The organism is Devosia sp. MC532 (assembly GCF_016461625.1).
GTDB lineage: Bacteria > Pseudomonadota > Alphaproteobacteria > Rhizobiales > Devosiaceae > Devosia.
This window is the reverse complement of the sequence record NZ_JAEMNZ010000003.1, coordinates 84,916-108,027: the sequence shown is the minus strand read 5'-3', so window position 1 is coordinate 108,027 and position 23,112 is coordinate 84,916. Positions and strand designations below refer to the sequence as shown.

General features: G+C 57.6%; 19 protein-coding genes. 4 read left to right on the top strand and 15 right to left on the bottom strand.

What is annotated here, in order from left to right:
- Window position 1 precedes the first annotated feature (1 nt).
- Window positions 2-568, bottom strand: a complete 567-nt coding sequence (locus JHC09_RS05105; protein WP_169194387.1) for a NifU family protein — start codon at window positions 566-568, stop codon at window positions 2-4.
- 129 nt (window positions 569-697) lie between these two features.
- On the opposite strand from JHC09_RS05105, the gene JHC09_RS05100 reads away from it, so the two are divergent.
- Window positions 698-994 (top strand): DUF3817 domain-containing protein, encoded by a 297-nt coding sequence (locus JHC09_RS05100; protein WP_169194388.1) that lies wholly within the window; start codon window positions 698-700, stop codon window positions 992-994.
- Between the two features lie 4 nt (window positions 995-998).
- Here JHC09_RS05100 and JHC09_RS05095 read toward each other — a convergent pair whose 3' ends face one another.
- From JHC09_RS05095 to JHC09_RS05040, 12 genes are all read right to left on the bottom strand, one after another.
- Window positions 999-1,472 (bottom strand): universal stress protein, encoded by a 474-nt coding sequence (locus tag JHC09_RS05095; RefSeq protein ID WP_169194389.1) that lies wholly within the window; start codon window positions 1,470-1,472, stop codon window positions 999-1,001.
- A 12-nt stretch (window positions 1,473-1,484) separates the two neighbouring features.
- Window positions 1,485-2,525, bottom strand: coding sequence for a tryptophan--tRNA ligase (trpS, locus tag JHC09_RS05090; protein WP_199531083.1), 1,041 nt, complete (start codon window positions 2,523-2,525; stop codon window positions 1,485-1,487).
- 69 nt (window positions 2,526-2,594) lie between these two features.
- Complete coding sequence (murJ, locus tag JHC09_RS05085; protein WP_199531082.1) at window positions 2,595-4,154, bottom strand: murein biosynthesis integral membrane protein MurJ; 1,560 nt, start codon at window positions 4,152-4,154, stop codon at window positions 2,595-2,597.
- 15 nt (window positions 4,155-4,169) lie between these two features.
- Window positions 4,170-6,965 carry a [protein-PII] uridylyltransferase gene (locus JHC09_RS05080; RefSeq protein WP_199531081.1) on the bottom strand — a complete coding sequence of 932 codons (2,796 nt, stop codon included), beginning with the start codon at window positions 6,963-6,965 and terminating at the stop codon, window positions 4,170-4,172.
- The gene (mutS, locus tag JHC09_RS05075; RefSeq protein WP_248308893.1) at window positions 6,946-9,657 is read right to left on the bottom strand and encodes a DNA mismatch repair protein MutS; all 2,712 of its coding nucleotides are present in this window, start codon (window positions 9,655-9,657) and stop codon (window positions 6,946-6,948) included. The genes JHC09_RS05080 and mutS overlap by 20 nt, the downstream gene beginning before the upstream one ends.
- Before the next feature lie 100 nt (window positions 9,658-9,757).
- Window positions 9,758-10,567, bottom strand: coding sequence for a DUF2189 domain-containing protein (locus tag JHC09_RS05070; RefSeq protein ID WP_199531080.1), 810 nt, complete (start codon window positions 10,565-10,567; stop codon window positions 9,758-9,760).
- 140 nt (window positions 10,568-10,707) lie between these two features.
- Window positions 10,708-11,979 carry an O-acetylhomoserine aminocarboxypropyltransferase/cysteine synthase family protein gene (locus JHC09_RS05065; RefSeq protein WP_169194394.1) on the bottom strand — a complete coding sequence of 424 codons (1,272 nt, stop codon included), beginning with the start codon at window positions 11,977-11,979 and terminating at the stop codon, window positions 10,708-10,710.
- A 111-nt stretch (window positions 11,980-12,090) separates the two neighbouring features.
- Window positions 12,091-13,713 (bottom strand): glycoside hydrolase family 43 protein, encoded by a 1,623-nt coding sequence (locus JHC09_RS05060; protein ID WP_199531079.1) that lies wholly within the window; start codon window positions 13,711-13,713, stop codon window positions 12,091-12,093.
- A gap of 9 nt (window positions 13,714-13,722) precedes the next feature.
- The gene (locus JHC09_RS05055; RefSeq protein WP_169194396.1) at window positions 13,723-14,163 is read right to left on the bottom strand and encodes a GNAT family N-acetyltransferase; all 441 of its coding nucleotides are present in this window, start codon (window positions 14,161-14,163) and stop codon (window positions 13,723-13,725) included.
- Complete coding sequence (xylA, locus tag JHC09_RS05050) at window positions 14,163-15,470, bottom strand: xylose isomerase (protein WP_199531078.1); 1,308 nt, start codon at window positions 15,468-15,470, stop codon at window positions 14,163-14,165. The genes JHC09_RS05055 and xylA overlap by 1 nt, the downstream gene beginning before the upstream one ends.
- Window positions 15,467-16,930 carry a xylulokinase gene (gene xylB, locus JHC09_RS05045; RefSeq protein ID WP_199531077.1) on the bottom strand — a complete coding sequence of 488 codons (1,464 nt, stop codon included), beginning with the start codon at window positions 16,928-16,930 and terminating at the stop codon, window positions 15,467-15,469. Before xylB ends, xylA begins: the two co-directional genes overlap by 4 nt.
- An 89-nt stretch (window positions 16,931-17,019) precedes the next feature.
- Window positions 17,020-18,048 (bottom strand): LacI family DNA-binding transcriptional regulator, encoded by a 1,029-nt coding sequence (locus tag JHC09_RS05040; protein WP_199531076.1) that lies wholly within the window; start codon window positions 18,046-18,048, stop codon window positions 17,020-17,022.
- Between the two features lie 135 nt (window positions 18,049-18,183).
- On the opposite strand from JHC09_RS05040, the gene JHC09_RS05035 reads away from it, so the two are divergent.
- Together JHC09_RS05035 and JHC09_RS05030 are read left to right on the top strand one after the other, a co-directional pair.
- Window positions 18,184-19,194 (top strand): aldose epimerase family protein, encoded by a 1,011-nt coding sequence (locus JHC09_RS05035; protein ID WP_199531075.1) that lies wholly within the window; start codon window positions 18,184-18,186, stop codon window positions 19,192-19,194.
- 87 nt (window positions 19,195-19,281) lie between these two features.
- Window positions 19,282-19,989 carry a YafY family protein gene (locus JHC09_RS05030; protein ID WP_199531074.1) on the top strand — a complete coding sequence of 236 codons (708 nt, stop codon included), beginning with the start codon at window positions 19,282-19,284 and terminating at the stop codon, window positions 19,987-19,989.
- A gap of 52 nt (window positions 19,990-20,041) precedes the next feature.
- Here the strand turns inward: JHC09_RS05030 and JHC09_RS05025 are convergent, their stop codons facing one another.
- Both JHC09_RS05025 and JHC09_RS05020 read right to left on the bottom strand, forming a co-directional pair.
- On the bottom strand, window positions 20,042-20,422 hold the full coding sequence (locus JHC09_RS05025; RefSeq protein WP_199531073.1) for a DUF1294 domain-containing protein: 381 nt from the start codon (window positions 20,420-20,422) through the stop codon (window positions 20,042-20,044).
- Between the two features lie 74 nt (window positions 20,423-20,496).
- Window positions 20,497-22,023, bottom strand: coding sequence for a YifB family Mg chelatase-like AAA ATPase (locus tag JHC09_RS05020; protein WP_199531072.1), 1,527 nt, complete (start codon window positions 22,021-22,023; stop codon window positions 20,497-20,499).
- A 175-nt stretch (window positions 22,024-22,198) separates the two neighbouring features.
- Here JHC09_RS05020 and JHC09_RS05015 point away from each other — a divergent pair, with 175 nt between their 5' ends.
- A complete protein-coding gene (locus JHC09_RS05015) occupies window positions 22,199-23,026 on the top strand; it encodes a glycoside hydrolase family 25 protein (protein WP_248305894.1) in 828 nt (275 codons plus the stop codon).
- Window positions 23,027-23,112 lie beyond the last annotated feature (86 nt).

The following is a 23,112-nucleotide window of genomic DNA, read 5'->3' as shown; positions in this document are numbered from 1 at the left end:
ATCAAACCTGCTGAACGGCCTCTACGCCGGGAACAAAGTGGCGCAGGAGATTTTCAATGCCGTTCTTTAGGGTAGCGGTCGAAGAAGGGCAACCCGAGCACGCGCCCTGCATATGCAGGAACACGGTGCCTTCTTTGTAGCCCTTAAAAATGATGTCGCCGCCATCCATGGCCACAGCAGGACGGACACGGGTCGCCAACAATTCCTTGATGACTTCGACCATTTCCTTGTCTTCTTCTTCGAAGAATTCTTCGACTTCGTCGAAGTTGAGCGGCGCTTCAACGCCTTCAGCGATAACCGGCTTGCCCGACAGGAAATGATCCATGATCACGCCAAGAATAGCTGGCTTGATATGGGCCCAATTGGTCTCGTCCTTGGTGACCGAGATAAAGTCCGAACCAAGGAAAACGCCGGTCACGCCAGAGATTGCGAACAGGCCGGTCGCGAGCGGGGAGGCCGTCGCGGCATCGGCGTCGCGGAAATCGCGTGGCTCACCGGTGAGCACATCCCGCCCAGGCAAAAACTTCAGAGTTGCCGGGTTCGGCGTGGCTTCAGTCTGGATGAACATGGATGCTGCTCGTAAATTAGAATGCTTCTAAAATAGCTATTTCGGCGGCGAATGCAAGGGTCTTGCAAGCTGCATTTGCGACAGAGCGTCACGATTGCGCGGACAACCATGCAGCGCTAGAGACATAACATGATCCGCTTATTCAGATATATCGGCGTCTTTGAAGGTATTACAACCCTCGCGCTGTTTTGCGTCGCCATGCCAGCAAAATACTGGTTCGGCTATCCCGACCTTATTTCTCCGGCTGGCCGCATTCACGGCCTCGCCTTCGTTCTCTACATCGTCGCTATGGTGTTCTGCCTTTGGGGCAAGGGCTTTACGCCGGTGGAATGGGCGCGAACCACCATTGCTTCGTTCTTCCCCTTCGGAACATTCCTCAATGACCCGTTCTTGAAGCGCAAACAAAAGGCGGCCGAGGCCGCCTAAGTCTTCAACACACAGCGATCACTTCCTCGTCGGTCATATGACCGGGGACGATGGTCAGTGGGATTGGGAGCACATTGGCGCGCGCCGCAAAGTGCGTTGCCAATGGCCCCGGACCATCGGAGGAATTGGAGGCCGCGAGCACAAGGATAGCAATATCCTTATCGCGAGCGATGACCTCTTCAATCTGCTCAGGGCCATTGCCCTCGCGGATCACGGATTCCGTACGGACATCGCCAATTTCGCGAATACGCGCCAGACGCAAGTCGAGGTTTCGCTCAGCTTGCTCCACCGCTTCCGCGCGCAAAACGTCTTCCACCCCCAAGCCGATAAACTCGGGGGAGGGAATGACGGTCATGAGCACCACGGTGCCGCCGGTGCGTTTGACGCGATAGGCCGCGAAAGTCAGCGCGCGTTCGCATTCTTCCGTCTCGTCGATGACAACCAGAAATTTGCGTTTGTACTCAACTTCAGCGACCATGAGCGCCTCCGATTAGCGGATAAAGCCAACGATGTTGCGGACGTCCTTCATGGTCGCCTCAGCGATCGCGCCAGCGCGTTCGCCACCATCGCGCAGAATCGCATCAATGGTCGCTGGATCGTCGAGCAGGCGACGCATCTCATTGTTCATTGGCGCGAGAACGGAAACCGCGAGCTCGGCCAGAGCTGGCTTGAACTTACCCCAACCAGCGCCGCCATATTCGGCAATCACTTCGGCCTTGGTCTTGTCGCTGAGTGCTGCATAGATGCCGACGAGATTGTCCGCTTCAGGACGGCCCGCTAGGCCTTCGACGTCGCTCGGCAGCTCAGCCGGGTCGGTGGTCGCCTTCTTGATCTTTTTCGAGATCACATCAGCATCATCGAGCAGCGAGATGCGCGACTGATCGGACGGGTCCGACTTGCTCATCTTTTTGGTGCCGTCACGCAGCGACATGATGCGGGTCGCAGGACCGGCAATCAGCGGCTCGGTAATGGGGAAGAATTCGCCATCAACATTGGCCGCGCCGGTTTCAGCAATGGACTTGGCATAATCATTGTTGAATTTTGCCGCGATGTCGCGAGTGAGCTCAAGGTGCTGCTTCTGGTCGTCGCCAACCGGCACTTCCGTCGCCTTGTAGAGCAGAATGTCTGCGGCCATGAGCGAAGGATAGGCGAGGAGGCCCAACGAGACCGCCTCAGAATTCTTACCAGCCTTATCCTTGAACTGGGTCATGCGGTTCATCCAACCGATGCGCGCGACGCAGTTAAAGATCCAAGCCAGTTCAGCATGCTGAACGACCTGCGACTGGTTGAAAATGATCGACTTCTTCGGATCGATACCGGCAGCGATGAAAGCGGCGGCCACTTCACGCGTCGCGCGGCGCAGCGCATCAGGCTCCTGCCAGACCGTGATGGCGTGCATATCAACCACGCAATAGATGGTTTCGTGCGTATGCTGCAGGGGCACAAAACGGCGAATGGCGCCGAGATAATTGCCCAAGTGCAGATCACCGGAAGGCTGGATGCCAGAAAAAACGCGGGGGCTAAAATTCATGATGTCCTTCAACCCAAGACGGGAAATTTGAGGACCGTTTTATACGGCCCGACAGAAGATGAAAACCAATTAGCGACGTTTGAACCGTCGCAAAAGCTGACCGAGGCGTTGTGTGCCTGTGATGTGTATGAGTGTGAAATAGAGCACGACACCGAACGTGATCAAAATGGCGAGCACACCCGCCTGTATCCAGAAGGGGGAGCCAGTCCCCAAAAGGTCCCGACCTTGGTCGGCGAGAATGAACAGGCCACCACCCATGATGGCGCTGACCAGCAAGATCGACACTTGACCACGCCATTGGGCCCAACTGAGCCTGAAGTGCCCACGATATGCCAATGTAACGCCCATTAAGGCCACATTGGCCCAGGCGGAGACACTGGTCGCCAAGGCGATGCCAAGGTGTTTTAAGCTTGGGAATAGCAGCAGCGAAATCCCGATATTGAGCACCACACTCACCAGCGCAAACATGGTCGGTGTGACCGTATCCTCGCGCGCAAAGAACCCTGGCTGGAGGATGCGGATGAGCACAAATGCGGGGAGGCCGATAGCAAAACCAATAAGCGCTTCAGTGGTATAGAGCGTATCCATCGCACCAAATTGCCCACGTTCAAACAGCACGCGGACAATTGGCTCCCCCAGCGCGACCAGCGCAAAGGCCGCCGGCATTGTGAGCAGCATGGAGATAAAGAGGGCTTGGTCTTGAGAGGCCCGCGCTTCAGTTTCGCGACCACCTTTGAGGTGGCGGCTCAATTCCGGCAAAAGCACAGTGCCAATGGCGATGCCAATGATTCCGAGCGGCAACTGATAGAGCCGATCGGCGAAATTGAGGATCGAAATGGTGTTCTCGCCGCCAGAGGCGATGATCGTCCCGACGAAAATATTGATCTGGGTAATGCCCCCAGCAAGGATCGCCGGAACCGCTAGAACCCAGAACCGGCGCACATCTGCATCAAAGCGCGGCAGGCGCAGCTTGGGTTTCATGCCGGTGCGCTGGATCGCGCCCCACACCAAAATAAGCTGGGCAACGCCGCCGAGCATGGTCGCAAGGGCCACCCAAAGTGTCGCCTGGTGCGGCGCTTGCACGAAGAATGTGGCGAGCGGGATGAGGGCAGCGATATTGACGAGGTTGAGCAGCACCGGCGCAAAAGCCGAAGCAAAATAGCGGTTTAGCGTATTCAGGATCGCGCTATAGGCCGCCATCAGCGACATGCAGGCGAGATAGGGGAACATGATCCGGGTCAGCAAAACCGTCAGATCGAATTTTTCCTTATCGCCGACAAACCCCGGCACAAACAGCGCCATCAGCTGGGGCATTAAAATTTCGGCCAGAACGGTGACGATGATCAGTGCCACTACCAGCCAGCTCATGATCCGCGAGGCCAGTTCCTTGGCCCCGGCATTGCCTTGCGTTTCAAGAGCGCCCGAGAACATCGGCACAAAAGCAGTGTTAAACGCGCCTTCGGCAAATAAGCGTCGGAACAAATTGGGGAAGCGGAAGGCCGCGTAAAAGGCGTCGGCGGCCGGGCCAACGCCCAAGACCACCGCCATCAACATATCCCGCGCGAGGCCTGCCACGCGCGAGATTAATGTCATGGAACCGACAGAGACGAAGTTGCGAAATAGGCTCATGCGCGTCCTCGACGCTTAGCCATTACTTGGCTTCTTCGCGTCCGGTGTTTCGAAAACGGCGAGAAGAGAATCGTGGATTTTCTTCTGGCGCTGTTTCACGTGAATCTTCTGGCCCGTCAGGTCAGTGACGTAGAAAACGTCGACCGCTTTTTCCCCATAGGTGCCGATATGAGCCGACCCGATGGTCAAGCTCAAATCGGAAATCTCGCGGGTGAGGGCATACAACAAGCCAATGCGGTCGAGACCGGCCACTTCAATAACGGTGAACTTTTCCGAGATGGCATTAGACACCGAAACCTGCGCGGGCAGGGCGAAAGGTTTGAGACGCTTGTTGTGGCGACTTTCCTTGCCCAGATCGATGGTCACCTGACGCTGGCCCTGCAGCAATTGCTTGACCGTATCGATAATTCGCGTGGCGCGGACCTTTTCGTCCTCATCAGAGGTGAAGGAGCGACGAAGGCGGAACGTGTCGATGGCGCGGCCGTCACGGGTCGAAAAAATCTGCGCCCCAATAATCGACGCATCCTGCATGGTGCAAGCACCCGCGATGAGCGAGAGCAAGCGCGGATGGTCGGGCGTATAAAAGCTCACCTCGGTGATACTCTCAAACGCCTTCACCCGGATCGACCCGGCAAAGGGGTTACCCGACTGATCGGCATTGCGGATCATCCGCGCATGCTCGATCTGCAGTTCTGGTTCAGCACGGAGCCAATAATGGTCGTAGTGACGACCGATATAGGCGTCGACGTCTTCAGCAGGCCAGGCCGACAACGCCTCTTTCAAGGCGTATTTCGCCTGATTGACGCGCTCCGATTGACTGACTTGCGAATGACCGCCCGACAGTAGGGGTTCGGTCGCGTAATAAAGCGCCCGCAGCAACGAGCCTTTCCAACCCGTCCACGTGCCAGGACCCACAGCGCGAATATCGCAAGCGGTAAGGATCATCAGCAGGGCCAGACGCTGTGGCGATTGCACGATTTCTGCAAATGCCTTGGCGGTTTCAGGATCCTGAATATCGCGCGCCTGCGCAATCTCGCTCATCACCAAATGGTTTTCGACCAGCCAAGCGACAGTATCTGTTTCGGCTGGGGTCAGGCCGAAGCGTGGGCACAGTTTTTTCGCGATCCGCGCACCAGCGATGGAGTGATCTTCCGGGCGTCCCTTGGCGATGTCATGAAGGAACAGCGCCACAAAAAGCAGCTTGGTGTCGTTGAGCTGCGGCAGCAACTCATGAGTCAGCGGCAATTCAGTGCGCATACCGCCATTGGCGATATCCGCCATAATCCCAACCGAGCGGATCAAATGCTCATCCACCGTATAGTGGTGATACATGTTGAACTGCATCAGGGCGACGATCTTGCCGAAATCGGGCACAAACCTGCCCAGAACGCCGCTCTCATTCATCTGCCGCAGCATGCGCTCAACATAAGTGGAGCTGGTGAGAACAGTCAGGAAGAAGGCATTTGCCTTCTGATCATTGCGCAGCTTGTTGTCGATGAGATGGAGAGAGTCGCGAATAACCTTGATGGCGTCAGGGTGAAACAGCAGTTCCTCGCGCCCGGCCACCATAAACATGCGAATGAGATTGACCGGGTCTTTTTCAAACACATCGGGGGCAGCGATATTGAGACGCCCGGTGTCGATGACGAAATCGGCTTCGCCCTTGATCTTGCTTTTGCCCTTACGGAAAGGCGAGAGCATGCGGCCAACCACGTCCATGTCTTTAACGTGATGGAATTCGAGGCTGGCGCAAATGATACGGGTGAGATCACCCACATCTTTGGCCACAAGGAAATAGCGCTTCATAAAGCGCTCAACCCCAAGCATGCCAAGGCGCTGCTCATAGCCCATGCGGCGCGCCAGATCGGGCTGCACGTCAAAGGTCAGCTTTTCGTCAGCGCGACCGGTGATGTAGTGGAGGTGGCAGCGCACTGCCCAAAGGAAATCTTCAGCGCGAGAGAAGTGGCGGTATTCCGCAGCGCTGAGCACTTTTTTGTCCACCAGCTCCTGGCTAGTTTTGACCTGATAGAAATATTTGCCGATCCAGAAGAGGGTATTGAGATCGCGTAAGCCCCCTTTACCGTCTTTGATATTGGGCTCGACCACATAGCGAGTATTGCCCATTTGTCGGTGGCGCTCATCGCGCTCGGCCATTTTGGCAGCGATGAATTCCGGGCCGGTCTTCGGCATGATCTCGGTTTCAAAACGCGAGACCAGTTGCGAGAACAGCTCTTTATCTCCGGTCACGTATCGGGATTCGAGCGTCGCGGTGCGCACGGTCATATCGGCGCGCGCCATGCGAATACACTCATCTACCGAGCGTACGGCGTGGCCAACCTTTTGGCCCAAATCCCAGAGCATGTAGAGCACATATTCTGTGACCTGCTCGCCCCAAGGGGTTTGCTTATATGGCAGGATAAACAGCAGATCGATGTCCGAACCCGGTGCCAGCGTGCCACGGCCATAGCCGCCAACAGCCGAGAGCGCGATGGCTTCTGCGCCAGAAGGGTTATCGACTGGATAAACGCGCATTGTCGCAAAGGAATAGACGGCGCGGATAATCTCATCCTGCGCAGCTGAAAGGTTTTGCGCGCAGCGCGTCCCCTTGCCAGTGGCGATTAGGTCGACCTCGGCGGCCTTACGGGCGGTCTGGAGCGTCTGACGAATATGGGCCAGAACCAGCGCACGAGCCTTGGGCGAGCCAGCGGCCTCGTCGCCCACGATGCTATCGAGTTCGGCAAGAATGGTCGGCGCGGTTTTGAGCGCGAACTGTGGCTTTTTGGGCCGGGCCTCAGTTTCGGCGAGCGTCATCGCGGAGTTTCTTCAAGTGATACAGAGCCTCTATAGCCTGGCGCGGGGTCATTTCATCCGGCCGGACCGCGTCGAGTGCTTCGTGCACCGCGTCTGTTCGGACTGGTACCGGAACAGGCTGATGCGCGAAGAGCGGCAAATCGTCTAGCACGCTCGCCTTGTCGCTGGAAGAGGCCGTACCGGAGGATCGTTTCTCAAGTATGTCTAGGACTTGCTTAGCACGATAGATGACAGGTTCAGGCAGACCCGCAAGGCGCGCAACCTGAATGCCATAGGATCGGTCGGCAGCGCCGGGGCCAACTTCGTGCAGGAAGACAACCTCGCCCTCCCACTCGCGCACCTTCATAGTGACATTGGCAACACGCGAGAGCGTCTTGGCCAAAGAGGTCAGCTCATGGAAATGGGTGGCAAACAGAGCGCGGCAACCGGTGGTTTCATGCAAGGCCTCAACCGCGGCCCAAGCGATGGAAAGGCCATCGAAGGTCGCTGTGCCACGGCCAATTTCGTCGAGCACCACCAGCGAACGGCGGGTCGCGCGATTAAGAATAGCGGCGGTTTCAACCATTTCGACCATGAAGGTCGAGCGGCCGTGAGCAATATCGTCAGAGGCGCCAACACGCGAGAACAGGCGATCAACGACACCGATATGGGCGCTATCCGCCGGGACAAAGCACCCCATCTGCGCGAGAATGGCGATCAGCGCATTTTGGCGGAGGAAAGTCGACTTACCGCCCATATTCGGGCCAGTGACGAGCCAAAGCCCACCGCCACCTGTTTCTTCTGAACCAGACAGATCGGCATTGTTGGCCACAAAACTATGCCCTTCGGCCTTCACCATCAGTTCAACAACCGGATGGCGCCCGCCTTCAATAGCAAAGGCTAGGCTGTCATCGACCAAGGGACGATGATAGCCGCGCGTTGCCGAGACTTCCGCCAGCGCCGCTGTGACGTCCAGTTCGGCGAGGGCATCGGCCAGATCCTGCAAAGCAGTCGTGTGGCCCAAGACACTTTCACGCAGATGCGCAAAAATCGCATGCTCGATTTCGAGCGCAGCGCCCTGCGCCTGCGAGATACGGCCCTCAAGCTCTGCCAGCTCCGTCGTCGTGAACCGCATAGCATTGGCCATGGTCTGGCGATGGATGAAAACCTCGCGATGCGGCGGCTCCAGCAGTTTCTGACCGTGGGCGGCCGGAACTTCAACGAAGAAACCCAGAACGCCATTGTGCTTGATCTTGAGCGAGCGGACGTCGGTCTCGTCCATGAGGCGCGCCTGCAGAGCGGCGACAACCTCACGGGTTTCGCGGCTCAGAGCCCGTTCTTCATCGAGACGCGGATCGTAATGGGGCCGCACGAAACCGCCATCGCGCGCCAGAAGTGGCAGATCATCGTCCAGCGCCAGCGAAAGGTTCAGCGACATGTCGCGTGGGGCAGCGCCGAGAACGGCCTGCAAACGCGACAGGATCGGGGGTAGGTCATCATGTGCGGCCAATTGCGCCGCCACATCGAGCGCTGCCGACACGGCTTTGCCGATGGAGGCCAGATCGCGCGGACCACCGCGCTCCAGTGTCAAACGCGAGAGCGCGCGCGCCACATCGGGCGCAGCCTTCAAATCCTGACGCAATCGCGTCCGCAGGAGCGTATCATCGAACAGACGCTCCACTGCATCGAGACGCTCATTGATGGGCTCAGACTTGCTCAGCGGCGCGGCCAGTCGATTGGACAGCAGACGCGCGCCGGGAGCGGTGACGGTCAGGTCAATGCTTTGGCGCAGTGACCCTTTGGCCTGGCCACGTTGGGTTTGCAGGATTTCGAGCGATGAGCGGGTCGCCGCATCGATGCTCAATGTCAGCTCATTGGCGCCACTCACCGGCGGGCGCAGCGCCGTCACGCGACCCTTCTGGCTTTCAAGCGCATACCCCACCAAAGCGCCAACGGCGCTGCGAGATGCGCGCGATAAAGCAGAGGGATCAAAAACCGACGGGTCGAACACTTTTCGCAGCGCTGCAAAGGCGTTTTCGCTGTCAGCCAATTCTGGCGCCAGAGAAGACGCAATCGCGGCCCAGGCCGGCGCGAACAAATGCCGCTCGACGAGTGCCGCGCGCGTCGCATCGGTCAGTAGCAATTCGGCCGGAGCGATCCGGGCCATTTCGTCCGAAAGCTGTTCAGCCGTCAGGTCGGAAACAAAGGTTTCGCCAGTTGAAATATCGGCCCAAGCGAGCGCAAAGTCGGTGTCGCCGTGACGGACCATGGACAGCGCTGCCAAATAATTGGCGGATCGCGCGTCGAGATGGTCATCTTCGGTCAGCGTCCCAGGGGTAACAAGGCGCACAACGCCCCGCTTCACCACAGATTTCGAGCCGCGCTTTTTGGCTTCCGCCGGGTCTTCCATCTGCTCGCAAATGGCGACGCGGTGTCCGAGCCGGATCAGCTTATTGAGATAGTCATTGGCAGCGTGGATCGGCACGCCGCACATGGAAATATCGTCGCCCAAATGCTTGCCGCGCTTGGTGAGCACGATGCCCAAGGCCGCACTAGCGATCTCGGCGTCTTCAAAGAAGAGCTCATAGAAATCGCCCATGCGATAGAACAGCAAATAGCCCGGATTGGCCGATTTGATGTCAAAGAACTGCGCCATCATGGGCGTCAGTCCAGATGCGGCGCTCAGTGTTGCGTCTGGCGAAATTTGGTCCATGAGCTCGGGAGATTGGGGCGCTAGTCGGAAGTGCCGAGCTTAGGCAATTCACGACACTCTGCCAACCGGCAGAGCACCCGTTTTCCGTGCGTTTATCGCTTTATCGAATGAGCGAGGTCTGTGGGACCAGCTTGCGATAAAGGTGCCACGTGGCGTGACCCAGAATAGGCAGTACCACCGCAAGCCCAACGAATAGCAGGGCAGAGCCGATAAACACGGCCGCGCCAACGATTAGCCCCCAGGCCAACATTGGCCCAATGTTCTTCAGCACGGCGCGGACAGAGGTTTCAATGGCCACATAGGCTCCGACATCGCGATCGATGAGCAAGGGGAAGGCGATGACACTGGTGCACAGCACCGCAAGAGCAAATAGCGCGCCCACGCCCGTGCCCATCACCAGCAGGCTCATCCCGTCCGGCGAGCCGAAGACTTGCGCAAACAGACCATCTAAAGTGCGCGGCGCGACGGAGCCAAAAATGCCTTGGTAGATCGACTGCGCGGCAGTGAGCCAGAGGGTGAACAGAACGAGCAGCATGACGCCAACCACGACGATACTGCCAATGGCAGGTGAGCGAATGACACGGAAGGCATCGCGCCAACTGGGTCGCCGCCCCTCTTCGCGCTGCTTGGAGATTTCGTAAAGCGGCAGCGCCGCTACCGGACCGAGCAGGGCGAAACCGCCGATGAGTGGATAAAGGAGGGGCCAGGTCTGATAGCCATTCATCCACACGGTGAGCACAATGCCGATGACCGGGTAGATCAGTGCCAAGAGCAGATAATGACTGGGCTTAGCCCAAAAATCCGCAGCCCCTTTGCTGAGAGCATCGCCAAGGTCTGCGTAAGAAATTTTCGCGATTGCCGGCAGATCGAGCTTTTCGCCCACACCGGACATGAGATGAATTCGCGCCATAGTCGTCCTCCTTCCAACAATGGAAGTCGCGTGACCCGCGTGGCGCTGCCTCAAGCGCGATACGCAGAACCTGCGACCGCTAAAGAGCTCAGACTACGCCCAAAGCCGGAGGCTGTCGCCCCCGGCTCCAGAACTTGTGATTATGCTTTGGCCAGCGCCTGATCGATGTCGGCGATAATGTCGTCGATGTGCTCGATGCCCACCGAGATACGGACCAAATCTTCCGACACACCAGCCTTCGCCAATTCTTCCGGCGAGAGCTGACGGTGCGTGGTGGAGGCCGGATGGCATGCGAGCGACTTGGCATCGCCAATGTTGACGAGGCGCAAGATCAACTGCAGGGCGTCGATAAATCGTCCGCCGGATTCCTTCCCACCGTCGATGCCGAAGGACAAAATGCCCGAGCCCGAGCCCTTAGAAATCTTCTGCGCAACGGCGTGGTAAGGGCTGTCTTCAAGCCCGGCATAATTCACCCACTTTACCTTCGGATGGCTCTTGAGGTGCTTTGCCACCTTGAGCGCATTTTCAGAGTGGCGCTCGATACGCAGACCAAGCGTTTCCAGACCCTGCAAAATCAAGAAGGCATTGTGAGGGGAGATCGCAGCACCAGTGTTGCGCAGCGGAGCAACGCGAGCACGACCGATATAGGCTGCCGGCCCCAGAGCCTCAGTGTAGACCACACCGTGATAGGACGGATCGGGCTCATTTAGAATTGGGAAGCGTTTGGCGTTCGCCTTCCAATCAAACTTGCCGCTGTCGACAATCGCGCCACCGATGGCAACACCGTGGCCGCCGATATATTTGGTCAGCGAGTGCACAACGATGTCCGCGCCGAAATCGAATGGGCGGGTCAGATATGGCGTCGCGACGGTATTGTCGACGATCACTGGCACGCCATGGCGATGGGCGATCTCGGCGATCTTTTGAATGTCGACGACATTGCCCGCAGGATTGCCAATGGATTCAAGGAAAATCGCCTTGGTCTTGTCGTCGATAGCCTTTTCAAAACCTTCGTAATCGTCATGGCTGACGAGACGGGTTTCAATCCCCTGACGCGGGAAGGCGTGGACGAAAAGATTATACGTGCCGCCATAGAGCTGGGAGACCGAAACAATATTGTCGCCAACACCAGCAATGGTCTGAATGGCATAGGTGATGGCAGCCATGCCGGATGCAAGCGCCAGTGCTGCGATCCCGCCTTCGAGTTCAGCCACACGCGCTTCGAGCACGGCCTGGGTCGGGTTCATGATGCGGGTGTAGATATTGCCCGGAACCTTCAGATCGAACAGGTCAGCGCCATGCTGGGTATTGTCGAAGGTATAGGAGGTCGTCTGATAGATCGGCACGGCAGCGGACTTCGTCGTCGCTTCAGAGGTATAGCCGTGGTGCAGGGCAATAGTTTCGGGCTTCATAGTCTTCTCCCTAGGAACGGATGAGAAGACTCTGACAACACCAAAAAAATAACAAGGCGCGAAAGAGACAAGTCGTTCTCCTCCGCGCCCTGTTCGAGAGAAATAAAGCGCTTAACTTACCGCATCGAGCTCATAACGATCCAAAGACCCGTGCTGCGGCGTGTAGGTGAAGTAGTCGAAGTCCGCTGGCGAGGCCGTGCCGTTCAAGTCGTGAGCGGCAACGCCGACGAAGGCCCCAGTGAAACTGCCGTGTGCCTGGTGACCACCACATTCATCGGACAGCAAGGACGCGTCGAACACCGGCCCAATCGCCTGCAATTCTTGGCCCTCAAGCGCGTAGTAAAACTGCAGGTCACGATTGCGAACGGTGAGCTTGAGCCGGACCTTGCCGCTATTGGGGATTTGCACAGGGGGCGCCGGGAATTTGAGCTTTCCGTCTGGCCAGCTCATTTCCGAAGTCATCAGCAGCAGTTCGCGCTGACCATCCGAATGGGCGGTCACGGCGAGATAGAAGAAATTGTAGCGGCTGTAATAGGCCGTCAACCCGGCCATGGTGCGTTCGTCCGTGGCGACAAAATCGACGAGCGTTTCCGCGTCATAGGAAAAATGCGTCTGGCGGCGGGCGACCAATGATTGCTCAAACCACGAGCCAATCGACTCGCGACCAAACAGACGCAACTTGCCGTTTTCAGTTGTGAAAATGCGCTCGGTTTCCGGCGTGCGGAGCCACTGGAAATCCTTGTGCAGACCATTTTCAAAGCTATAGCGCTGCTCCGCCCAATATTTGTCCTCGTCGCGCGTGCCCGGCACGTCCGCCTCAAGCGAGGGGACCGGCCCGTTCTTAACATAGAGCCAGTCGTCCTCGCCCCAATAGCATTCCTGAATTGAGGTTTCGCGGCCGAGAACGCAGCGGCGTTCTTGCGTGGTCGGGCGACCGCCGAGGTGAACAAGATAGGTTTTGCCGTCAGGCGTATCTACTAGATCGCCATGACCCGCGCGCTGGATGGCGGCAAAGGGCGAGTCTTTTGAGGTCAGAATATGCTTGTCGGGATGGGTTTCATATTGCCCATCCAGCGTGCGCGAGCGCGCAAAAGTGCAGGCATGGTCATAGGCCGTGCCGCCTTCCGCAGTGAGCAGATAATACCAGCCGTTGCGCTTATAAAGATGCGGGCCTTCGACCAGTTTAAGGTCAGTGCCCTGATAGATATTGGTGATCGGGCCAACGAGCTTTCCGGCCACCGGATCAAACTCTTGCAGCATGATGCCCGCAAAAAGCAGCGGGCGGACGCGATGGTCCCAGGCCATGTTGACGAACCACTTCCGGCCATCGTCGTCATGGAACAGCGAGGGGTCAAAGCCCGAGGAATTGGTATAGACCGGGTCTGACCACGGACCTTCTATATTGTCCGCCCAGACGATGTAGTTATGGGCGTCCTTGAACGAGCCGTCTTTGCGCTTCACATCGGTATAAACCAGCCAAAAACGCTCGCCATCATGGCTCAGGCATGGCGCCCACACGCCACAGCTATCTGGGTCGCCACGCATATCGAGCTGGGCCTTGCGGGTCAGCGGACGCGTCACCAGCTCCCAATTGGCCAGATCCTTTGAGTGGTGGATCTGCACGCCGGGGAACCATTCAAACGTGGACGTGGCAATATAGTAGTCGTCGCCGACGCGAAGGATCGACGGGTCCGGATTAAAACCGGGAAGAATGGGATTGGTGATCTGTGGCATCTAGAAATCCTAGACCGACAGCGTCATGCGATATGGGACGAAGCCGGTTTGGCTGGCCAGTCGATCATAGAGCTGCATAGCGGTCGTATTGGTTTTGTGAGTGGTCCAATAGAGCTGCGCGCAGGGTCTGGCCCGCGCAATTGTCGCGACATGTTCGATCAGTGCGCGACCGTGGCCGCCCCCACGCCCTTCGGGCATGACGTACAAATCCTGCAAATAGCAATTGTCGGCGACCGCCCAATTGGTGCGATGATATAGCCAGTGAACGAGGCCAATAGGCTGACCGTCCTGGAGCGCGAGCGCGCCCCAGGTTGGCTCGTTAGGATCGAGCAGGCGCGACCACGTCGAGGCAAAAACCTCTTGCGGCAGAACCGTTTCGTAGAACTGCAAATAGGCAGTCCACAATTGGGTCCACACCCTATGGTCGCTCTGTTCGATCGCTCGGATCATCAGACGAACCGATTGACCAGATTTTCGAGATATTCTTGGCGGCCAGAGCGCGGCTGTGGATTAATGCCTTGTGCGTCAACCTTGCCGGCAATGTCAGCCAGCGACAGCTTTCCAGTCAGAATATCCTTGCCCAACCCATTGTCCCAACCGGCATAGCGGCCATCGAGAAGCTTATCGAATTCGCCATCTGCGATCAGGGCAGCTGCGCCCTTGAGACCACGAGCCAAGGTGTCCAGACCCAGAATATGACCGTGCAACAAATCTGCCGGGTCGAGCGACTGGCGGCGTACTTTGGCGTCGAAATTGAAGCCGCCCTTGCCGAGACCGCCCTGCTTGAGAATGTAGTAGAAGGCGAGGGCCATTTCCCCGGCATTGTTCGGGAAGTGGTCGGTATCCCAGCCAGACTGCAAATCATTACGGTTGGCGTCGACCGAGCCAAGCTGGCCCAGCGAGGAGGCCACAGCCAATTCATGCTCGAAGGAGTGACCGGCGAGGAAAGCGTGGCCAACTTCGATGTTGCACTTCACCTTCTTGTCGAGGCCATATTTCTGGAGGAAGCCGAACACCGTTGCGACGTCAAAGTCGTACTGGTGCTTGGACGGTTCTTGTGGCTTGGGTTCGATGAGGATCTGACCGGTAAAGCCGATCTTTTCGGCATGCTCGATAACCAGCGTCAGGAAGCGGGCCATTTGGTCCTGTTCCTGGCCGATCTTGGTGTTGAGCAGGGTTTCGTAGCCTTCGCGGCCGCCCCAAAGCACATAGTTCTCGCCACCCAATTCATGGGTTAGCTCGAGAACGGCCTTCACCTGACCGGCGGCATAGGCGAAAATTTCTGGATCTGGATTGGTCGCAGCGCCCGCCATATAGCGACGGTTAGAGAAGAGATTGGCCGTGCCCCAGAGGAGCTTCTTGCCCGAGCTCTGCATCTTGTTGGCAATGAGATCGCCGATAATGCGCAGGTTCTTGTTGCTCTCGGCTAGAGTTGCGCCTTCTGGTGCCACATCAACGTCGTGGAAGGCAAAAAAGGGCACATCGATGAGATTAAAGAACTCGAAGGCAACTTCGGTCTTGAGCTTTGCGCCTTCGAGGCCCTTATCGAACCAAGGACGATCAAAAGTACGGCCGCCAAAGGGGTCGCCGCCTTCCTGCGCGAACGTGTGCCAATAGGCGATGGCCGGGCGGATGTGATCTTCCATCCGCTTGCCAGCAACAAGCTCGTCCTTATTGTAATGACGGTAAGCGAGCGGGTTCTTGCTCTCTGGACCTTCGAATTTAACTTGGCTCAGACCCTGGAAAAAGTCGGTCACTGGCGTATCTCCTCAATAGCCGGGAATAGGGCGCGGTAGCGCTCGTATTGTTCGGAATAAGCAGCCGACAGCTTTGTGTCGGGTGCGATAACTGTTTTGACGGGCGGCATGGTCATCACCTCAGCAGGCGAAGCGCCGGTGGCAGCACAGAGCCCGAGCCGGGCCGCGCCCAGTGCCCCGCCGAAATCACCGTCGGCGGGCAGGCCGATTTCCATGTTGAGATTGGTGGCGAGTAATTTGAGCCAAAGCGCGGATCTGGTGCCGCCGCCCACGGCCAACAGCCGCGAGATGTTTGTGCCCGCATCAGCCAAAACGCGCTGACTATCGCGCATGGCGAAAGCGACGCCTTCCATGACGGCTTGCGCCATTTGCGCTGTATCGCTCGATTGGCTGAGGCCAACAAACGAGCCTCGCGCCTTAGGCGCATTGTGCGGCGTCCGTTCGCCGGAGAGGTAAGGCAGGAAGATTTCTCCGCCCGGACCGTTGAACTGTGCCTCCGCTTCGCCAGCCAGCGCCGCCTGTTTTTTGCCGGTGATGCGGGCGAGCCAATTGAGCGAGTCGGTCGCCGAAAGGACGACGCCCATCTGATGCCAAGTATTTGGTATCGCGTGGCAAAACGCGTGTACGGCCCCATTGGTGTTCGGGCTGAACTTGGCGTTCGAGACAAACAACACGCCCGAAGTACCCAGCGAGACAAAACCTTCGCCGGGACGAATAGCGCCGATCCCGCAAGCGGCAGCAGCATTGTCGCCTGCGCCACCAGCGACGATGACCGGACCCGTCATGCCCCAACGCGCGGCATAGTCCGCCTTAAGCTGACCCGAGCTTTGTGAGCCTTCCACCAGACGCGGCATGTGTTCGCGCGTGAGACCTGTCACAGCGAGCAGTTCATCAGACCAATCGCGTTTTGCGACGTCGAGCCAGAGCGTTCCAGCGGCATCGGACATGTCCTCGACATGCTCGCCGGTCAGCAGCAAGCGCACATAGGCCTTGGGCAAAAGAACCTTTTTGAGCTTTTTGAAGATCTCTGGCTCATGCTTGCGGACCCAAGCCATCTTAGGCGCAGTAAAGCCCGCCATGGCGATATTGCCAGCAATATCGCGCAGACTGGGCAGGGCCGCTTCCATTTCCGCGCATTCAGCGGCCGAACGTCCGTCGTTCCACAAGATGCAGGGCCGTAGAACCTCATCATTGGCGCCCAGCAAGGTGGCGCCGTGCATATGCCCGGAAAGGCCGATGCCCTTCACCGCCGCCAAAGCCTGCGGGTGTGACTGATGCAGCTTGTCGATCGCGGCAAGCGTTGCCGCCCACCAATCCTGAGGGTTTTGTTCCGACCAACCGGGATGGGGACGGGTCGGCTCCACGGCCGCAGCCGTCGCTTCGCCCAGCGCTTTCCCGGAAGCGTCGATCAACAGCGCTTTTACGCCGGAAGTGCCGATATCAATGCCAAGAAAGGTCATGAGGCACGTACCTCAGAAGCAATCAACAAAAACATCCCAACTCCCCAAGCTCCTTTTCTGGAGCGCACCGATGACATCGATAGCGCTATCTAGCGCAAATTATCGCGAAGGAAAATCGCTAATTCAATAGACTCGCTCTGTACAGGTCGAGCACCCGACAAGGTTAGGCTGCGCGCAGCGGCAATAACTTCACGAATCTCACCATCAGGGTTCTGATCCAGAACCACATCGATAGTTCCTCCCATAAGCCCCAAACGTGTTGGCCCGGTCAATTCGTGTGTGATCACTTTGATATCGCCACCGCGCCCAGATGCCTCTAGCGCAGCAACAAGACCAGCATTGCCTGCACCCAAATTATAAATGCCGGCAAGTCCTTCATTTTCTTTGATAAGTTCTGCGACATAGGCTTGCGTCAAGCTGCGCTCATCATGGCCCTCTTTGGGGCCAATAAGTTCGATTTGCGGAAACTCTGAGGCGATCACACTCCGAAACCCTTCGAGACGATCCAGGTGATCGCGCAGGTGGAGAGAGCCCGCCATAACCCCAACCTTGCCGCCTTGAGGAAGGAAGCGCCCCATGAGCGAAGCTGCCGTGCGTCCAGCCGCAACATTATCGACGCCGATGAAATTCCGTCGCGCCGACAGGGGTAGATCAGAAACCAGTGTAATGACGCTAATGCTTCGACGATGAGCGCCATCTATTGCCGCGATCACCTCAGGTTCATCGCCCGAAACGACAATGGCGTAATCGGTGGTTTTGGGATCGAGCCTATCCAAGCGCTCCGCCAAACCAACCGCGTCAAAAGCTTTTATACGCACCAACTCGAGATGAATTCTGTCCGATTGGGCAGAGAGAACACGCCGCGACACAGCATCGGCAAGGCTCTCCATAAACTCATTGGTGCTTTCAGGGATGAAGAAAACGAGGTGCAGATCGCGCGCTCGGGCCATTAGCGATGCGTTGAGATCGCGCGTGAATCCAATTTCAGCAATAGCGTCTTCGACCTTCGTGGCTGTTGCCGCGCGCACCCCGGGGCGGCCATTGAGCACCCTGTCGACAGTCGCTAGAGAGACACCAGCTGCTCGAGCAACGTCATGTACAGTTGCTCGACGTTTCAAGCTTTCCTCTGACAAACTGCTTCCCCACACTTGCGTCTGCTTTTGCAGAGTTGTTGCGCGCCTAGCAAAGGTCAAGTGTCCCGTTGCGGTGAAGAGACAATAAAGCTAGACCCTTGTGCCAAAGTGGAGGACATTATGGGCGTAACCGTCTCACAATTCGGCGAAATCGGCGGCCAGAGGGTCGACCAGTTTCGCCTGACCAGCGATACCGGCGTCTCTGTCGATATTATCGGCTATGGCGTTTCTGTCCGCGATTGGCGCGTTCCAGTCAATGGGGGCGAGCGAAGCGTCGTTCTCGGATTCGATAATCTTGAGGCCTATCTGGACCATGGCGCCCATTTCGGCGCGATCGCGGGACGCGTCGCCAACCGGATTAAAGACGCCAGTTTCGAGCTCGATGGCACGACCTATCAACTCGCAGCCAATGTTGGCAAACTACAGCTGCATGGCGGCACCGATGGCTTGGGCCATCAGGTCTGGCAGGGCCAAGTTGATTCGTCGAACAACTCGGTTCGCTTCAGCCATTTCTCGCCCGATGGAGCCATGGGCTATCCGGGCAATGTGAATTTTTATGCGACCTATACTTTGATCGGAAACCGCCTGCGGTTGGAGCTTCGCGCCACCACGGACCGCAACACACCGATCAGCCTCGTGCAGCACCAGTATTTCAATCTTGGCACGACCGACACGGTCCTCGACCACACCGTTCAGATCAACTCTAGCGCCTATACGATCCTGGGTGATGATCTGGCGCCAACCGGTGCCATTCTCCCCTCGCGCGGCACGATTTACGATCTCCGTAAGCCGCGCACCATGCGCGACGAAAACGGCGCTGGGGTCGATTACGATATGGGGCTGGTGCTTGATAACGGTAGAAAATTCTCCGAACCGCTCGCAACCGTTGTTTCGCCAGACAAGGACCTCACCCTCAAATTGTGGTCGGATCGTCCGGGCGTGCAGTTCTACAATGCGGTATGGACCGATATGAAAATGCCGGGCCTTGAAGGCAAGATCTACGGCAAGCACTCTGGCTTCTGCCTAGAAGACCAGTGCCCAGCCGACGCGCTGCACAACCCGCATTTCCCCAATATCATTTGCGGTCCGGACAAGCCGTACAGCCACTGGTGCGAAATCGAAATTTCCTAACGCAGTGCTCTGCTGACAAGATTTGAGCGTTCCCTTCGTTACGCTCCTGAGCCACACTGCTCAGGAGCGGAATATGGGAACGCCTCTATGGATAAGACCGAGCGACTTTTCTCGATCATGGACGCCTTGCGGCGTCACCGTATGCCGGTCACTGCCGCCGCTTTGGCGCAGGAACAAAAAGTCTCTGTGCGCACGCTTTATCGCGACATCCAAACCCTTATTGGGCTGGGCGCCCCAATCGATGGCGAAGCGGGAATTGGCTACATGCTGAAACCCGGATTTTTCCTCCCACCGCTCATGTTCACCCCCGAAGAGCTAGAGGCACTCGTCCTCGGCGCACGCTGGGTCGAGGCGCAGCCCGATGATGGCTTGGGTGCAGCCGCGCGCAATGCCTTGGCCAAAATTGCGACCGCGTCGCCGGATGATTTGCGCGATCGGATCAGCGACACCGCTCTTTGGCCCGTCGCCATTTGGGGCCAGAGAAAGCCAGTCCCAGTGCTCGGCGATATACGCCAAGCTATGCGGCAGGAGCGCGCTGTCATCATCGACTACCAAGATGAGCAGGCGCGCGCGAGTTCAAGGACGATCTGGCCTGTCGGGCTCGCGTTTTACGAAGGAAAACAAACCATTGCAGCGTGGTGCCTGCTACGCAACGCCTTCCGAAACTTCCGCACGGATCGCATTGTCAGCCTTCAGCTCACCGAAGAACGCTACGGCAAGCGACGGGGTCAGCTCGAAAAGGAATGGCGCGCCTCGTGGGAGCACGATGAGAAGTACACCGAAGGGAACACCTGATGTTCCACGTGAATCACGGATTTGGAATTTTGGATTCACGTGAAACACGGCACTAGTTGAGCGAGCGCACCGGCCCTGGTGTCATCTCAATGACAGCGAAAATAACCAGTAAATGGAACGCGGTAAGTGCGAGCGCCGACACCACAAAAAGCTGCTTTTGCGTTTTGTGCCGAAACAATTGCTGCCCGAGTAGCCCGCCCAGAATACCAAACGCTGTGTCAGCAAACAGCAGATGCAGCTCCCGGATACGTCTACGCCCCCCGCGCGCAGATGATTTGTCGATGGCATAAAGCACCAGACTAACGAGCCCCATGCCGAAATACAGCGCGGCGACCCAGAAGGGCAGGCGGAACGTCACAAGGCCAAAGCAGAGCGCCAAGAGCAGCGCTGCGACGCAGAAATAGCGAAACTTGCTCGTGTGCCTTTTCGCCATTCAATTCGTCCTTATTGCCGGTCCTCAAGTGGTAAGGCCAAAGCTTAAACAACTGCTTTGTATCGGCCCAAACGCTAACGTGTTTCAAAGCTCAATCGATAGCTCAGCGCTTCGGCTATATGCGGACGAGAGACTTTTTCAGAACTAGCCAAGTCAGCCAAGGTCCGCGCGACCTTGAGAACGCGATGATAGGCGCGAGCCGAAAGATTGAACCGGTCTGCCGCTTGCAGCAGCAAGTTCTGACTTTCCCGATCAGGCTCAACAAGTCGCTCGATCAGCGTTGAGGTGGCTGACGCATTGGTGAGAACTTCAGGGTGTCCAGCGGCGTCATAGCGCTGGCGCTGAAACTCTCTTGCCCGTGCCACACGGCCAGCCACAACTGCCGAAGACTCGGCCTCCCCGACGGCACCGATCATCTCGGCGGCCGATACGCTTGGCACATCAATGCGGATATCAATGCGATCCAGAAAAGGGCCGGAGATACGGGCTTGATAGTCACCGGCACAGGCCGGGCCACGCTTACAAATGTGACCCGGCGTGCCGGCGTAACCGCATTTACAGGGGTTCATAGCCGCAATGAGTTGGAAGCGACTGGGGTAGGTGACGCGGGCATTGGCCCGGGCGATGACTGTTTCGCCGCTCTCCAGAGGCTGGCGCAGACTGTCCAAAACATTGGGCGCAAATTCGGGCAATTCATCCAAAAAGAGCACGCCATTATGGGCAAGGCTGACCTCGCCGGGTTTGACGCGCAAGCCGCCGCCAACAAGTGCTGCCATTGAGGCAGAGTGGTGCGGAGCGCGGAAGGGACGTCTATCGGAGAGGACGCCGCCCACCAACTCGCCGGAAATGGATTGGATCATGGAAATATCCAATAATTCCCGCGGACTAAGGGGCGGCAAAATAGAGGGTAGGCGGGCCGCCAGCATGGATTTTCCCGCACCGGGCGGGCCAACGAATAGGAGATTATGCCCTCCGGCCGCGGCCACTTCGAGGGCACGACGAGCGACAGCTTGTCCCCGTACATCGCTGAGATCGGGCAAATTACTGCGCTCATCCGGTTGTCGGGCAGGCTTGGGCCGAGCTTGCAATTGGTGGCCAACGAGGTGATTGGCTACCGCGAGGAGGCTATCGGCAGCAATAATATCAATGTCTTCGCCCGCCCAGGCCGCTTCAGGACCAGAGGCGGCGGGGCAAATAACGCCCATGCCCTTTTCACTGGCGGCAAGTGCGGCGGGCAAGATGCCACTGACATGAGCGATGCGGCCATCAAGCCCCAGTTCCCCCAGGACCAGATAGCCATCAAGCGCATCGCTGGGGATGGCGCCCATAGCGGCCATCATCGCCAGCGCGATCGGCAAGTCGTAATGACTGCCCTCTTTGGGAAGATCAGCTGGGGCGAGATTGACCGTAATGCGCTTGGCGGGCAGACCCAACCCCGAGGCGACGAGCGCCGCGCGGACACGCTCGCTGGCTTCTTTGACCGCCTTATCCGGCAGCCCGACCATGTAAATACGGTGTAAACCCGGCGCTATCTGAACCTGAACCTCAATCGGAACAGCTTCGATCCCCTGAAACGCCACGGTGCCAACGCGTGTCACCATAGGTATGTCCCCCTAGCCAAAGGCAGGCTAACAGAACGCAAAGAGAACGCAATATGGTCTATTAACCATGCGAACTGCCATATTGGTTACCCTAAAACTCCATTAACCCAGAAATGTTGAAACAAAGGCCAGCTTAAGTTGTGCGTAGCGTGTGCCTTCATTCATGAAACCGGTTTTGAAATCTCCTCGCCTCTCCACCCTTGCGAAAGGCGCTGTCTTCGCCCTAGTCGGCGTTGCATTGGCTGCTTGTGCTACTGGCGGTGGGCTCTATGGAGCAATTCCCGGCGACAACCGTCCGCATAAGGCCGTTGATCGAGCCCGCTCGATGCCGGTGCAGGGCATTGACGTCGCGCGCTATCAGGAAAACGTCGATTTCCCCCGCGCTCGTGGTGCTGGCATTCAGTTCGTTTTCATGAAAGCAACCGAGGGCAAGGACTATCTTGACCCAGACTTCCGCGTGAACTGGCAGCGCGCCGCTCAGGCCGGCATGCCACGCGGCGCCTATCACTTTATGACATGGTGTTCGCTGGCCTCCGAGCAGGCCGCTTGGTTCGTCGCCAATGTGCCAGCCGACCCATCGGCACTGCCGCCGGTACTGGACCTCGAATGGAACAATCACTCGAGCTGCAAGACCAAGCCGAGCAAGGCCGATGCCTTGGAAAAAATTCGTCTGATGCTGGATGTGATGGAGCGCCACAGCGGTAAGCTGCCAATCATCTACACCGACATGAACTTCCACCGCGACATTCTCGAAGGCGAGTACTTCCCCAATAGCTTCTGGCTGCGCTCCACCGCTGCCGAGCCGCATGAGCGCTATAAGAACCGTCCTTGGACCTTCTGGCAGTATACCCAGACTGGTCTTGTGGCCGGTGTGCGGGGCGAGGTGGATCGCAACGTCTTCTATGGTTCACAGAACGAATGGATGACCTTCCTGTCGACCGGCTGTGATCCACGCGCCATACCAGCGCTGCAGCAGACTGGCCGCTGCGGCTACGCCAAATAGCCCGGCTCGGTAAATCTTAGCGAATAGCCTATCCCCAATAGAGTGCTGCTGCGGTAACGTGGCAGCACTTTTGTTATGGGAGCGCG